The following is a 13,677-nucleotide window of genomic DNA, read 5'->3' on the forward strand; positions in this document are numbered from 1 at the left end:
ATAGTCGTGATGAATATCACATATCCGCAACATCCGGATTTTCCCGCAGGAAATACCCGTAAACTGACTGATTTTCCGCCTGTTTTCTGTCTGATTCACACCTCTGATATTTAGTTATTGTGCCGCCGCTGATATACGCTATGCTTTTAGCGCTAATTATATGTTTACCCTGTATATTTTATGTAACCGGAATAAAACAAAATAACTACACACAAGTAATTACTTAGGTGATTACCTGAAATATCCGGTTATTCATCCGCAAAAATGCAAAATTAGCGCTTAAAACCCTTGGTTATATCAAATTTAAACGATCAGCTATTCGCTATACTTTGAACAGAATGTGATTTTATAACCAGTCAGTAACCGAAAATGATTAGCGTTTTTATCAACTGAAAGGATTCGGTTACTGATAACAATTTTAAGTACCCGTTTCAGATTTCGTTTTTACATTTTAACTTTCGATTTACCTGAACAATGGAGAAGCACAGTGCAAACCTTTAATGCCGATATCGCAATTATCGGAGCAGGCGGTGCAGGGCTGCGGGCGGCGATTGCCGCTGCGGAAGCTAACCCGAACCTGAAAATTGCTCTGATCTCAAAAGTTTACCCGATGCGCAGTCACACCGTGGCCGCAGAAGGTGGCTCTGCGGCTGTGACACAATCCCATGATTCCTATGATTATCATTTCAGTGATACGGTGTCCGGGGGCGACTGGTTATGTGAGCAGGATGTGGTGGAGTATTTTGTCGAACACTGTCCGACAGAAATGACCCAGCTGGAACTGTGGGGCTGCCCGTGGAGCCGCAAAGAAGACGGTTCCGTCAACGTGCGCCGTTTCGGCGGTATGAAAATCGAGCGGACCTGGTTTGCCGCCGATAAAACCGGCTTTCATATGCTGCACACCCTGTTCCAGACCTCTCTGAAATACCCTCAGATCCAGCGTTTTGATGAGCATTTTGTCCTCGATATCATTGTGGATGAAGGCCATGTGCGCGGTCTGGTGGCACTCAACATGATGGAAGGGACAAAAGTTCAGATCCGCGCCAATTCCGTGATTATGGCCACCGGCGGCGCCGGTCGTGTTTACCGCTATAACACCAACGGCGGGATTGTTACCGGCGACGGAATGGGAATGGCTTTCCGTCACGGCGTGCCGCTGCGGGATATGGAATTCGTTCAGTATCACCCGACCGGTCTGCCGGGTTCCGGTATTCTGATGACAGAAGGCTGCCGGGGCGAAGGCGGTATTCTGGTCAACAAAGACGGCTACCGCTATCTGCAGGATTACGGCATGGGGCCGGAAACCCCGCTCGGCCATCCGGAAAACAAATACATGGAACTCGGCCCGCGCGATAAAGTCTCCCAGGCGTTCTGGCACGAGTGGCGCAAAGGCCGGACTATCAAAACCAACCGTGGTGATGTGGTTTATCTGGATCTGCGTCATCTCGGCGAGAAAAAACTGCTGGAGCGCCTGCCGTTTATCTGCGAGCTGGCGAAAGCGTATGTCGGCGTGGACCCGGTCAAAGAGCCGATCCCTGTCCGTCCGACCGCGCACTACACCATGGGTGGTATCGAAACCGACCAGCGCTGTGAAACCCGCATCAAAGGGCTGTTTGCTGTCGGTGAGTGTTCCTCCGTCGGTCTGCACGGCGCTAACCGCCTCGGTTCCAACTCCCTGGCGGAACTGGTGGTCTTCGGTCGTCTGGCCGGGGAAGAAGCGGCTAAGCACGCACAGGAAACACACGCTGCCAACAGTAATGCTATCGATGCCCGCACCGCTGACATTGAAAACAATCTGAAAGCGCTGATGAACCAGAAAGGCTCTGAAAACTGGGCAAAACTGCGTGATGAGATGGGTGAGGCAATGGAAGAAGGCTGCGGTATCTACCGCACACCGGAACTGATGCAGAAAACCATCGATAAACTGGCTGAGCTGAAAGAGCGCTTCAGACGCGTTGAAATCACTGACCGCTCTTCTGTCTTCAATACCGACCTGCTCTACACTATTGAGCTGGGCTTTGGTCTGGATGTCGCGGAATGTATGGCGCACTCCGCCTTTAACCGTAAAGAATCACGCGGTGCGCACCAGCGTCTGGATGAAGGCTGTACTGAGCGCGACGATGTCAATTTCCTGAAACACACCCTCGCCTTCCACAATCCGGACGGTTCGCCGCATCTGGAATACAGTGATGTGAAGATAACCAAATCCGCCCCGGCAAAACGTGTCTACGGTGGTGAAGCGGCAGCGGCTGAACAGGCGGCAAAAGAGAAGGAAAACGTCAATGGCTGAGATGAAAATGCTGAAAATGTCAGTGATGCGCTATAACCCAGAAACGGATAATGAGCCGCATGCTGTCACGTATCAGGTGCCTTACGATGAGCAGACCTCACTGCTGGATGCGCTGGGCTATATCAAAGACAACCTGGCGCCGGATCTCTCCTACCGCTGGTCCTGCCGGATGGCTATCTGCGGCTCCTGCGGCATGATGGTCAATAAGGTGCCGAAGCTCGCCTGTAAAACCTTCCTGCGCGAATATCCGCAGGGCATGGACATTGAGGCACTCGGCAACTTCCCGATCGAACGCGACCTGGTTGTGGATATGACGCACTTTATCGAGAGCCTGGAAGCTATCAAGCCTTATATTATCGGCAATGACCGCAAACCGTCCGAAGGCCCGAATAACCAGACTCCGGGACAGATGGCAAAATACCATCAGTTCTCCGGCTGCATTAACTGCGGTCTGTGCTACGCGGCCTGTCCGCAGTTTGGTCTGAATCCGGAATTCCTCGGCCCGGGTGTGCTGACACTGGCACAGCGCTATAACACCGACAGCCGCGATCACGGCAAAAAAGAGCGGATGAAACAAATCAACGGCGATAACGGCGTATGGACCTGTACCTTCGTGGGTTACTGCTCGGAAGTCTGTCCGAAACATGTGGACCCGGCAGCCGCTATTCAGCAGGGTAAAGCCGCCAGTGCGGAAGATTACATTATTGCCCGTCTGAAACCACAATAAGGAAGAGAGAAATGACGACCAAACGTAAGCCTTATGTGCGTGAAATGACACCGACATGGTGGAATAAACTCGGTTTTTACCGTTTTTACATGCTGCGGGAAGGCACCGCAGTGGTCCAGCTCTGGTTCAGTCTGCTGGTTATGTACGGCGTTTACTGTCTTAAGGGCGGCCCGGCGGACTGGGCAGGGTATGTCCACTTCCTGCAGAATCCGGTGGTGGTACTGGTTAATATCCTGACTCTGGCCGGTACCCTGCTGCACACGGTGACCTGGTTCCAGCTGGCACCGAAAGCCGTCAATATCGTTATCAAAGACGAAAAAATGGGACCGGAGCCGATTGTCCGTCTGCTCTGGGTGGTGACCCTCATTGTTAACGCCGTCATTCTGGCCGTTGCGTTACTGTGATAAGGAAGGAAACTGATATGATTAATCCGAATCCGAAACGCTCACAGGAACCGGTTTTCTGGGGATTGTTTGGCGCAGGCGGCATGTGGAGTGCCATTGTTTCACCGGCCGTTATTGTGCTGCTGGCTTTTCTGGTCCCGTTTGCTGTCGCACCGGATATGCTCAGTTACAGCCGTATCCTGGCCTTCTGCCAGGGCTTTATCGGCAAAGCGTTCCTGCTGCTGATGATTATCCTGCCGCTGTGGTGTGCGCTTCACCGTATCCACCACTGCATGCATGACCTGAAAATTCATGTTCCTGCGGGACGCTGGGTCTTTTACGGCCTGGCAACCATCCTCAGTGTGATGGCCGTGATTGGTGTCATCACGCTGTAATCATTGTCTGTCATAAAAAGACCGGCGCTTAAACGCCGGTCTTTTTTTATCTGCCGTCAGGCCACTTCCGCACGGTTAAGCTGCCAGTAGCGGTGCTGCCAGTCACCACTGACCAGACTGCGGCGCGACAGGCGGATCTGTCCAGCTGACCAGATCCGCCAAAGACCAGTGCCCCCGGCACGCATGTTTATGTTCGCAGCCAAACGGGTTCCACTGCCAGAACAGGTGCCAGAGGCCGTTATGACAGATAAATCCGGCCGGATCATTCATCAGGCCGCACACCGGCGCAGTATGCCAGCCGGGATAATGAGTATCCCCTGTTCTGTTTTTTCAGAAACCATAAAAGCACAGATACGGTACTGAATACTGGCACCAACCCTCTAAGATAATTCAGAATCCGATGGGTAACAGCATTATCAGACCGGCATAAAAGCCATGTCCTGAATAAAAAAACAGTCTTGCGGAAGAATAACAGAACGGAGGGATACGGCAGAAAACAGCGGAATTAAACACCTGTCAGAACAGGTGTTTCAGCAGGATAACCGGACAGCATACCGCTACGCATTACCACGTAAAAAATACGACACATCCTCTTCGACACTTTCCATAGCCAGTAATGCATCCAGCGTATCGCGGGCTTCCTGTTCGTCGATAATGCTCATGGCAAAACCGACATGAACCAGCACCCATTTCCCCAGCATTTCTGATGGCTCACCTTCACAAACCAGTGCGATGTTCACATCCCGTCTGACACCACACACTTCCACCTGCGCATTGTCTGTTACAGAGTCACCCACGGCAACGATTTGCCCGGGAATACCTAAACACATAACCGGCTCCTGATTGACTGATAAGTCCTTACCGGACTACTGAATTTCGATTTGTCTGACCTGCATGGCATCACTGCTGTCCACCTGCAGGTTATGGCTGCCGCAGTGCGGACATCCGGTGTTAAATCCGGCCACACTGACCGGTTTCTGACACTCCCGGCACCAGGCCTGCGCCGGGACGGTGGTGACATGCAGTTCAGCCCCTTCCGCCAGTGAATCACGGCAGACGATATCAAAGCAGAAATGCAGGGCATCTTCTTCGATACAGGATACCGCACTCAGTTCAAGCCAGACAGCGGTGACGCGCTGCGCCCCGCTCTGCTTTGCCTGCTGCTCGATAATATCAAGCGCATTCTGGCATAACGTCACCTCATGCATCCGTCTGTCCTCAGGACATCAGGTCGGCTGGCATTTCAAATGCGGCGCGACGGCGGCGTTCTTTGACAATCTCATCCATCTTATTACGGTCAACCACCATTAATGCATGAGTCGGACACACTTCCACACAGGCAGGTCCGCCCGCACGGGTATGGCATAAATCACACTTGTGGCCTTCCGCGCGGTACTGCGGAATGGTGTTCAGCGCAGTGGTCTGTTGTGCAACAGGACGGCTGACCACTTCCATGGTGCCGTAAGGACAGGCAATCACACAGGTTTTGCAGCCGATACATTTGGTCTGATCGACATACACAAAATCATCTTTACGGCTGATAGCGCCGTTCGGGCAGACATTGGCACACGGTGCGTCTTCACACTGACGGCAGACAACCGCCGTACTGATGGTGTACCCTTTCATCACATGAATACGGGGAAAGAATTCATCTTTCACCACTGTTTCAATACCGGTTTCCTGCTCTTGATGCGAAACAACACAAGCGACTTCACATGTGTGACAGCCAATGCACTTTTTTGGGTCTGCAATGATGAAACGGTTCATCATACTCTCCTGAATGATACGCGGCGACTTCACTTCCGGCACTCCGGTGCAGCCGTCCTCTGGTTAGAATAATCAGGAAATAAGCATGCATCGTGCCAGTCTGGCATTTTTTTTAATTTCAGTGAAATCAGCGTATTAATAAATAAAGCTGCCGCGCTGTGTGTCATAATGAGAATATTCGTCACACAGTTCGACATTTTTGACGATAATTTCTATCATCAATATGTGTCATAATATATTAGGTTTTCATCCCGCCGAAAAATAGGGGATTGGATCAAACTTAAATCAGACAGCGATATTCTTTTCTTACAGAGTCATTACAATAATGGTTATTACCTCTCTGCACCTTATTTATACCTATAACTACGCAGAGGGGAATTAATTTTAAGAGCAATCCGTCCGGATCAGGAATGTGAAAGACGAAGACGAGCGGAGACGTTGTGGACAACACTGACAAGACCGAACACATACGCCATGAACGTGACCAGTACCGGATATTGGTAGATATCACCAACTCAGTGCTTTCCCATCTGGAGATGGACGGCCTGGTTGCTGAGGTCTCCCGCGAGATCCACCGGTTTTTCGGGCTGAGCCAGATAAGCATTGCATTGTGTGATAATTACAGTTCTGCTGTATATCTTTGTTATTCCAGCTATTACCAGGCCCGCAAACCCGCAGAAAAGACATTATATCATCTGGATGAACTGCATCCTGATCTGGCACAGGTTCTGGACAGTAACCAGCCGATGCGCCTGACACTCGACAGTGCCACAGAGGATCCGCTGTATCAGCATGTCTGTGCGCAGGGCATGACAGAAACCCTGCTGCTGCCGCTGGCATTTAACCATAAGCCGCTGGGCGTTCTGATATTATCTCATGAAAATAATCATATTTTTACTGACGATAACTGTAATCTGCTCAAGCAGATAGCCGCCCGGTTTGCCATTGCGGTGGATAATGCTGCGGCCTATGAAGAGATCACCCGTCTGAAAGACAGCCTCAAGCATGAAAACCTGTGGCTGAACGAACAGATTCACAACAACGAAAGTTTCAGTGAAATCATTTTCCAGAGTGATGCCATGCGCAACATTCTGGAGCAGGTGGATCTGGTTGCCGCCAGTGACAGCACCGTGCTTATCCTCGGCGAAACCGGCACCGGGAAGGAGCTGATCGCCCGCGCCATCCACCGTCTGAGTGACCGCCATCACCGCAGCATGATCAAAATGAACTGCGCGGCCATCCCGTCCGGGCTGCTGGAAAGCGACCTGTTCGGCCATGACAAAGGCGCCTTCACCGGCGCGACCACCACTCATATCGGCCGCTTTGAAATGGCGGATAAAAGCACCCTGTTCCTCGATGAAATCGGCGATATGCCGCTGGATCTCCAGCCCAAACTGCTGCGGGTGTTACAGGAGCGGGAAATTGAGCGCATTGGCGGTAATAAGGTGATTCCGGTGGATGTGCGGCTGATTGCCGCCACTAACCGCAACCTGAAATCCATGACCGATGAGCGCGAGTTCCGCGAAGATCTCTACTACCGGCTGAATGTGTTCCCTATCTGGATCCCGCCGCTGCGCGAACGTCCGGAGGATATTCCGCTGCTGGCGACCTACTTCACACAGAAGATTGCCCGCCGGATGAACCGCAATATCGACTGCATTCCGCGTGATGCCCTCGAACAGCTGAGCCGCTATCCGTGGCCCGGCAACGTGCGTGAACTGGAAAATGTGATTGAACGGGCGGTGATCCTGACGCGCGGGAATACCCTTAACATTCAGTTACATGAACTGAATATCCCAAAGCATTCACGCCTGAAAACGGCGCTGGAAACCCCGAGCTCACTGGAAAAACGGATGCAGACAGCTGCACCGGAGAATGATGACGAAGAGCGCGACCGGATTATTGCTGCCCTGAAGGCCACCAACGGCGTTGTTGCCGGTGCCCGGGGTGCCGCAACCCGTCTGGGACTGAAACGGACAACATTATTATCCCGTATGCAGCGGTTAGGTATTTCTGTACAGGATATATTCGAAGAAGATAATCACTAAGCTGATATTTAAACTGCAGCCACTGAAATAAGAATATCTCGCAAATAAAAACATATCGCAAAAGAAACAGAATATCTGTCGTAATATGTTCATTTATTTCTCAGGCAATAATATGTGATCAAAATTCAGAAACTGAATACGACTGAGATCATAATTAAACAAAAAATGAAAATATAAAAAAACCGGCGGTCATTTCTGAGCGCCGGTTTTTTATCATATTAAGACGAACTGATTAACACCCTTCCGCTGCTTCACGCAGACGGCGCTTAATACCGGTATATTCCTGAACAACATAATGCTCAGCCTGTTTCTGATCCGCAATCGGTTCGACGCGGACAGCACAGTATTTATACTCCGGTGTTTTTGTAATCGGGCTGAGGTTTTCCGCCACCAGCTCGTTACACGCACCAATCCACCACTGATAGGTCATGTAAACCGCCCCTTTGTTAGGACGCTCACTGACATTCGCGCGGGTGATAACTTTACCCTGACGGGATGCCACCCAGACCAGTTCCTGATCTTTAATCCCCAGTGCAGCAGCATCTGCGGTATTGATCTGGATATAGCCCGGCTCATCCGCCAGTGCCGCCAGTGCTTTACAGTTACCGGTCATGGAGCGGCAGGAGTAGTGCCCCACTTCACGGACGGTGGCCAGCACCATCGGGTAGTCATCACTGACCTGGTCGATCGGCGCACGCCATTCACAGGTATAGAACTGACCTTTGCCGTTCGGAGTATCAAAGATACCGCCGTCGTACAGGTATTCTGTACCCTGATCGCTGTCCGCCACATCGCGGCACGGCCACTGGATATAAGCCAGGTCCGCCATTTTTTCGTAGGTCGCACCATAGTAGATAGGGCAGAGTTCACGTAACTCATCCCAGATCTCTTTGGTGTTGTTGTAATGCATCGGATAACCCATGGCAGTGGACATCAGACTGATAATTTCCCAGTCCGGTTTCACATCGCCGACCGGCTCAACCGCTTTATAGAAGCGCTGGAACCCGCGATCCGCTGCGGTATACACACCTTCATGTTCCCCCCAGGAGGTGGCAGGGAAAATCACGTCAGCAATCGACGCGGTTTTGGTCATAAAGATATCCTGGACAATCAGCAGCTCCAGTTTATCGAAGGTGCGGCGGATAGTGGCCAGATCCGGTTCAGTCTGAAGCGGATCCTCACCCATCACGTAGTGCGCCTTCAGTACGCCTTCGTCGATAAAGTGCGGAACCTCACTCAGCGGAATACCGTTTTCGGCAGGCATTTTTTCGATGCCCCAGAATTTGGCAAATTTCTCCAGTGCGGCTTTGTCTTCCACATACTGATAGCCCGGCAGTGTGTTCGGCAGTGCGCCCATATCACAGGCACCCTGAACGTTGTTCTGACCACGGACCGGGCCGACACCGACATGCGGTTTACCCAGGTTGCCGGTCAGTAACGCCAGACTGGTCAGTGCGCGGACAGTTTCCACACCCTGATAGAACTGCGTCACACCCATACCCCACAGAATGACCGCATTTTCAGCTTTCGCATACATACGGGCCGTTTTGCGGATATCCTCAGCTTTCAGACCGGTGATCGCTTCCACGGACTCCGGTGTGTACGGCTCAACCAGCTTGCGGTATTCCTCAAACTGCTCGGTATGGCCGTCAATGAAGGCTTTATCGTGCAGGTTTTCCGCAATAATCACATGCGCTAACGCATTGATAAGCGCAATGTTTGAACCGTTTTTCAGTGCCAAATGAATGTCAGCAAGACGCGCTGATTCAATATAGCGCGGGTCACAGACAATAATTTGTGCACCCTTCTCTTTCGCCTTAACAATACGACGGGCGACGATAGGATGTGAATCTGCGGCATTGTAACCGAAGATAAAAATACATTTGGTATCCTCAATCTCGACGATTGAGTTACTCATTGCGCCGTTACCGACCGAACGCTGCAGACCTGCAACCGAAGGGCCGTGTCAGACACGTGCGCAGCAGTCAATATTGTTACTGCCGACTGCTGCACGAACAAATTTTTGCATCACGAAGTTGGCTTCGTTACCCGGACCACGGGATGAACCGGTAGTCATAATCGCTTTCGGGCCGTACTTCTCTTTGATAGCCAACAGGCGGGAACTGGCAAACTCAATCGCCTCTTCCCAGGAGACCGGTTCCAGTTTGCCACCACGCTGACGGCGGATCATGGGGGTCTTTAAGCGGGGGGTTAAAATCTTGGTGTCATGAATGAAGTCCCAGCCATAATACCCTTTCAGGCAGAGCTCTCCTTCATTGGTGTGACCATTCGCGCCCTCCGCGCCAATGATCTTCCCGTTCTCCACCTTCAGGTTAATTTTACAGCCTGAGGCGCAATACGGGCAGACGGTGATGACTTTTTCCATCAACATTGCTCCTATATCTTCTCTTAGCGGATAAATACCGCCTTATCACCACCAGTCATGCAGGGTTTATGCCAATTTTAAAGCTGAAATAAAATCCCTTTAACTTACTGAATATATTTTGTTTTAATTTTTTTGTTATGACCATGACAGGCGATGGCACCGACGGGATCGTCAAAAATGTCGAACGGTTCTGCCCGGTGTCAGACAACGACACTGACGCAGGCGCGTCCCTTCAGAACAATTTTACAATTGCATGATGAATTATAACTGTGTTAAAGAAGTACAATATGATGGTGATCAATCATCCGCACCGCCGGTTTTTCCCGTATTTCATAACAGTTTACGAATAATTTCCCGCTGACTGTTGATATCGGTTCCCCGGTGCTGTTTTACAATGACACTAACAATGACTTAATTTTTCACGGCGCTTCCTGTCTGATACTGCGCGTGGCTCCGCGTATTATCAAAATAATAAAAGAGAGATAAAAACCTGATATGAAAATTAATGATATTTTAATCGCCCTGCTGGTCGCCGTGATCTGGGGGGTGAACTTCGTGGTGATCAAAGTGGGGGTCACCGGCATTCCGCCGCTGTTTCTCGGGGCACTGCGTTTTCTGTTTGTGGCCCTGCCTGCCGTCTTCTTTATTCCGCGCCCGAAAATCGCCCTGAGCCGCCTGGTTATTTACGGCCTGACCATCTGCTTCGGCCAGTTTGCCTTTCTGTTCAGTGCGGTCAAAGCCGGGATGCCGGCCGGGATCGCCTCTGTGGTATTGCAGTCCCAGGTCTTTTTCACCATTGTTCTGGGTGGCCTGATTCTGAAAGAGTCGCTGAAAATCAGCCAGGTAATCGGCATTATTGTCGCTGTGGCCGGTTTAACCGTGCTGGCGAAAGGCGGGGACAGCGGCAGTCTGACCGACATTCCGCTGATGGCACTGATGATGACCCTGGCCGGGGGCTTCTCCTGGGCCTGCGGTAATATCTGCAACCGTATCATTATGAAAGAGACACCGGACTGTAACGGGATGTCACTGGTGGCCTGGAGTGCGCTGGTACCGATTATTCCGTTTATCCTGATGTCGCTGTGGATGGAAGGTGCGGACGCGATTGTCAGCAGTATTTCCCATATCAGCCTGCTGACCGTGGGTGCGATTATGTATCTCGCTTATCTCTCCACCTTTGTGGGATATACCTTATGGAGCCGTCTGCTGGGCCGCTACGAAACCTGGCGTGTCACGCCGTTTGCTTTGCTGGTGCCGTTTGCCGGGATTGCCAGCAGTGCGCTGCTGCTGGGGGAAACCATCACCATGATGCAGTTCGCCGGTCTCGGCTTTATTATGGCGGGCCTGATTCTGACGGTATTCGGCAAACGTCTGGTGACACTGCTGACCCGCAGAAAAGCGGTCTGAAGAGAATAAACAGTCAGTCCGCCCGGGTTTTACGGGCAGACTGACCTGTGACGTTACAGTGTGTTCAGTCTTTCACGAATCCTGGCTGTAATTGCTGATCCGGCTGCAATTTCCACGGAGTATCATAGTCACTGTCTCCCCGCGGATCATTCTCCGGTGTACTGCCCGCACTCATAACATCCTACGGAACAGCATAATTATCATCCATCGATGTACTTATCAGCTATATTGCCTCTGATTGCGCCTCATTGACTGTTTTCAGACTGTCACGCGGCTCTGCCTAAATATCGTCATCAGGGCCGGGTAACCGCGATAATGACGGATGGGTTGAAAGATTCACCGGCGGCGGAGTCTCAGGCAGAGTGTGTATCTGACCAGCACCGATTTCCTCATACAGATGCTCTGACTCCGATGCAGATAATGACGGATGGGTCGAAAGATTTACCGGCGGCGGAATCTCAGGCAGAGTGTGTATCTGACCGGTACCGATTTCCTCATACAGATTCTCTGATTCAAATGCCGATAATGACGAACTCAGTGAACCCTGTCCCGGTGATGAAACCGAATCATAAACATTCCCGCCACTGCTCTCATAAATATCATTATCAAACTGAATATCAACCGGTAACGGCTGCGCCGGCCGTGAAGACATATCCATCACAATTTCTCTGTCCGGTTTATCACTGCCCTGCTGTCCGCTGAGATGCAGACCAAATGATGACAACATACCAGAAACAGCGGATTTAACGGCATTCCATGCATTTAATAAAACGGATTTAATCCCGGATGAACTGACATACGATGATGAGCTGTTACTGCCCGCTGAACCGTAAATATCATTGTTCAGGGTCTGAATCGCCTGATGTCCCTGTATTGGTCCCATAGTAACTCCCTCTGTGATTAGTGAAGATCCAGCAGGTAATCCGCTGACTTTAAAATATATTCAAATAATTCAATAATATGGCTATCTTCTGTACCATTCAGTGACAGACGACTCCAGATCACCCACTCATTTTTCTCATTCAGGGAAATCACCGGTTGCCCGGAAAGCTGTGTTAACGTATTCAGCTTCAGGACTTTCTGCAGTAATTCATTATTTTGGTTAATGTGTGGTAATTCCCCGGCATTTGCTGACAGATACCAGTCAGTCTCATCAATGACGGCCAGCGATAATGAATACCGGCTGTCAATTGTTAACATAAATGTATGCTGATCAGCAGCGGGCTGAGGGGCGTCAAGCCTGATATGGCGCAGCAGCATCATGGCTGTGCGGTGAAACGGGGATAAATCCTGCATCTCTGTTTCCTGATTAATGAAATGATGATCTCATCATGACAAACCGTCATTACTATTACTTTCATATATTATTAATATTAAAAATTTATTTCATAATTGGAATATAATCAGGAGTTATAAAAAATCCATGATCTTTCTTTTATTAAAGAAATTATTTTAATTAAAAATAAAATCATTGGTTTTACATATGGAAGGAAATCATAAAAATGAATTTAGTTAACAAACTATCCGGCACTCAAAGAATAATCCCGGAAGAAAGCAACCTGAAGGACATGTCAAAAATACCTTTTCTGAAAAAACTACTGGATCGGTTAAGCGCACCGCAAAATACGAATGTCAAACTTACAGGAAACTACGTCAATATTGATGTCGACACCACAACTCTGAGCAGGCAGATATTATCCTTTGTTTATAAATCAGAACTCTCAATTCCCGGCGCCGGAAATAACCACGAAAAATCAGAAAACAGACAAAAAGAAATTAATGATGGTGTGAAAAAATGGCTTACCCAGGAAAAAAGTATCATACCGGTAAATATTATCAAACGGGAAGTTGACCTGATGTATGCAGAGAAAAAGCTTGTGACAACACCAGAAGAACTGGACAAAATAATTGATATTGTTAAAGAAAAACATCTCGGAAACAAAGAGCTGGAAAAACCCGGGATTAACTGCTCCACTCCGTCCGTTCTTAAGCTTAATAATATCCTGACTAACGAAATTAATGAGCCGGGGATAAAAAAACAGTTAAGTCACGACTTTACTAAAAAAATGCCTGAAATGTCAGATAATTAAAAAAAAGAACTGGCCAACCATATAAAAAAAACGTTAAGTAATGATGAAACAAAAAAATTAATTGAACAATACTCCGCATATAAAACTGACATACTTAACAGTCATGATAAACTCACAACAATGATGACGGGGAAAATCCGGTCAGATATATACTACGCACTGACTGAGAATATTTATAATACAC

Annotated in this window: 13 protein-coding genes and 1 pseudogene; 7 read left to right on the forward strand and 7 right to left on the reverse strand. The window is 49.6% G+C overall.

What is annotated here, in order from left to right; genetic code table 11:
* The first annotated feature begins 487 nt into the window (after positions 1–487).
* The 4 genes from frdA to frdD are packed head-to-tail and all read left to right on the forward strand — an operon-like array spanning position 488 to position 3,795.
* Positions 488–2,290 carry a fumarate reductase (quinol) flavoprotein subunit gene (frdA, locus tag GN208_RS03580; RefSeq protein WP_015422988.1) on the forward strand — a complete coding sequence of 601 codons (1,803 nt, stop codon included), beginning with the start codon at positions 488–490 and terminating at the stop codon, positions 2,288–2,290.
* Positions 2,283–3,017, forward strand: coding sequence for a succinate dehydrogenase/fumarate reductase iron-sulfur subunit (locus GN208_RS03585; RefSeq protein ID WP_004236226.1), 735 nt, complete (start codon positions 2,283–2,285; stop codon positions 3,015–3,017). Before frdA ends, GN208_RS03585 begins: the two co-directional genes overlap by 8 nt.
* A gap of 11 nt (positions 3,018–3,028) precedes the next feature.
* Positions 3,029–3,421 (forward strand): fumarate reductase subunit FrdC, encoded by a 393-nt coding sequence (gene frdC / locus GN208_RS03590; RefSeq protein ID WP_004236225.1) that lies wholly within the window; start codon positions 3,029–3,031, stop codon positions 3,419–3,421.
* 17 nt (positions 3,422–3,438) lie between these two features.
* Positions 3,439–3,795 carry a fumarate reductase subunit FrdD gene (gene frdD, locus GN208_RS03595; protein ID WP_004236224.1) on the forward strand — a complete coding sequence of 119 codons (357 nt, stop codon included), beginning with the start codon at positions 3,439–3,441 and terminating at the stop codon, positions 3,793–3,795.
* A gap of 123 nt (positions 3,796–3,918) precedes the next feature.
* Here the strand turns inward: frdD and GN208_RS03600 are convergent.
* From GN208_RS03600 to hydN, 4 genes and pseudogenes are all read right to left on the reverse strand, one after another.
* Positions 3,919–4,110: pseudogene (locus GN208_RS03600) on the reverse strand (glycosyl hydrolase family 32); the annotation flags it as partial.
* A 242-nt stretch (positions 4,111–4,352) separates the two neighbouring features.
* Complete coding sequence (gene hybG / locus GN208_RS03605) at positions 4,353–4,625, reverse strand: hydrogenase maturation factor HybG (protein WP_004236222.1); 273 nt, start codon at positions 4,623–4,625, stop codon at positions 4,353–4,355.
* Positions 4,626–4,661: 36 nt separating this feature from the next.
* Entirely contained in the window at positions 4,662–5,003 is a 342-nt protein-coding gene (hypA, locus tag GN208_RS03610) for a hydrogenase maturation nickel metallochaperone HypA (RefSeq protein WP_004236221.1), read from the reverse strand.
* A gap of 10 nt (positions 5,004–5,013) precedes the next feature.
* Entirely contained in the window at positions 5,014–5,562 is a 549-nt protein-coding gene (hydN, locus tag GN208_RS03615; protein WP_015422989.1) for an electron transport protein HydN, read from the reverse strand.
* A 440-nt stretch (positions 5,563–6,002) separates the two neighbouring features.
* Between hydN and GN208_RS03620 the strand changes: the two genes are divergently transcribed.
* Positions 6,003–7,610: a sigma 54-interacting transcriptional regulator gene (locus tag GN208_RS03620; protein ID WP_004240587.1), complete on the forward strand. Its 1,608-nt coding sequence runs from the start codon at positions 6,003–6,005 to the stop codon at positions 7,608–7,610.
* Between the two features lie 232 nt (positions 7,611–7,842).
* Here GN208_RS03620 and fdhF read toward each other — a convergent pair whose 3' ends face one another.
* Entirely contained in the window at positions 7,843–9,996 is a 2,154-nt protein-coding gene (gene fdhF, locus GN208_RS03625) for a formate dehydrogenase subunit alpha (RefSeq protein WP_079549326.1), read from the reverse strand.
* Between the two features lie 495 nt (positions 9,997–10,491).
* Here fdhF and GN208_RS03630 point away from each other — a divergent pair, with 495 nt between their 5' ends.
* Positions 10,492–11,403 carry an O-acetylserine/cysteine exporter gene (locus GN208_RS03630; RefSeq protein ID WP_004236215.1) on the forward strand — a complete coding sequence of 304 codons (912 nt, stop codon included), beginning with the start codon at positions 10,492–10,494 and terminating at the stop codon, positions 11,401–11,403.
* 280 nt (positions 11,404–11,683) lie between these two features.
* Here the strand turns inward: GN208_RS03630 and GN208_RS03635 are convergent, their stop codons facing one another.
* Together GN208_RS03635 and GN208_RS03640 are read right to left on the reverse strand one after the other, a co-directional pair.
* On the reverse strand, positions 11,684–12,286 hold the full coding sequence (locus GN208_RS03635) for a hypothetical protein (protein ID WP_070579689.1): 603 nt from the start codon (positions 12,284–12,286) through the stop codon (positions 11,684–11,686).
* 17 nt (positions 12,287–12,303) lie between these two features.
* Positions 12,304–12,699 carry a type III secretion system chaperone gene (locus GN208_RS03640; protein ID WP_004235015.1) on the reverse strand — a complete coding sequence of 132 codons (396 nt, stop codon included), beginning with the start codon at positions 12,697–12,699 and terminating at the stop codon, positions 12,304–12,306.
* A 206-nt stretch (positions 12,700–12,905) separates the two neighbouring features.
* Here GN208_RS03640 and GN208_RS03645 point away from each other — a divergent pair, with 206 nt between their 5' ends.
* Entirely contained in the window at positions 12,906–13,493 is a 588-nt protein-coding gene (locus GN208_RS03645) for a hypothetical protein (RefSeq protein ID WP_004235014.1), read from the forward strand.
* Positions 13,494–13,677 lie beyond the last annotated feature (184 nt).

Origin of the sequence: Morganella sp. HSTU-ASny43, assembly GCF_022819185.1 — a bacterium.
GTDB lineage: Bacteria > Pseudomonadota > Gammaproteobacteria > Enterobacterales > Enterobacteriaceae > Morganella > Morganella morganii.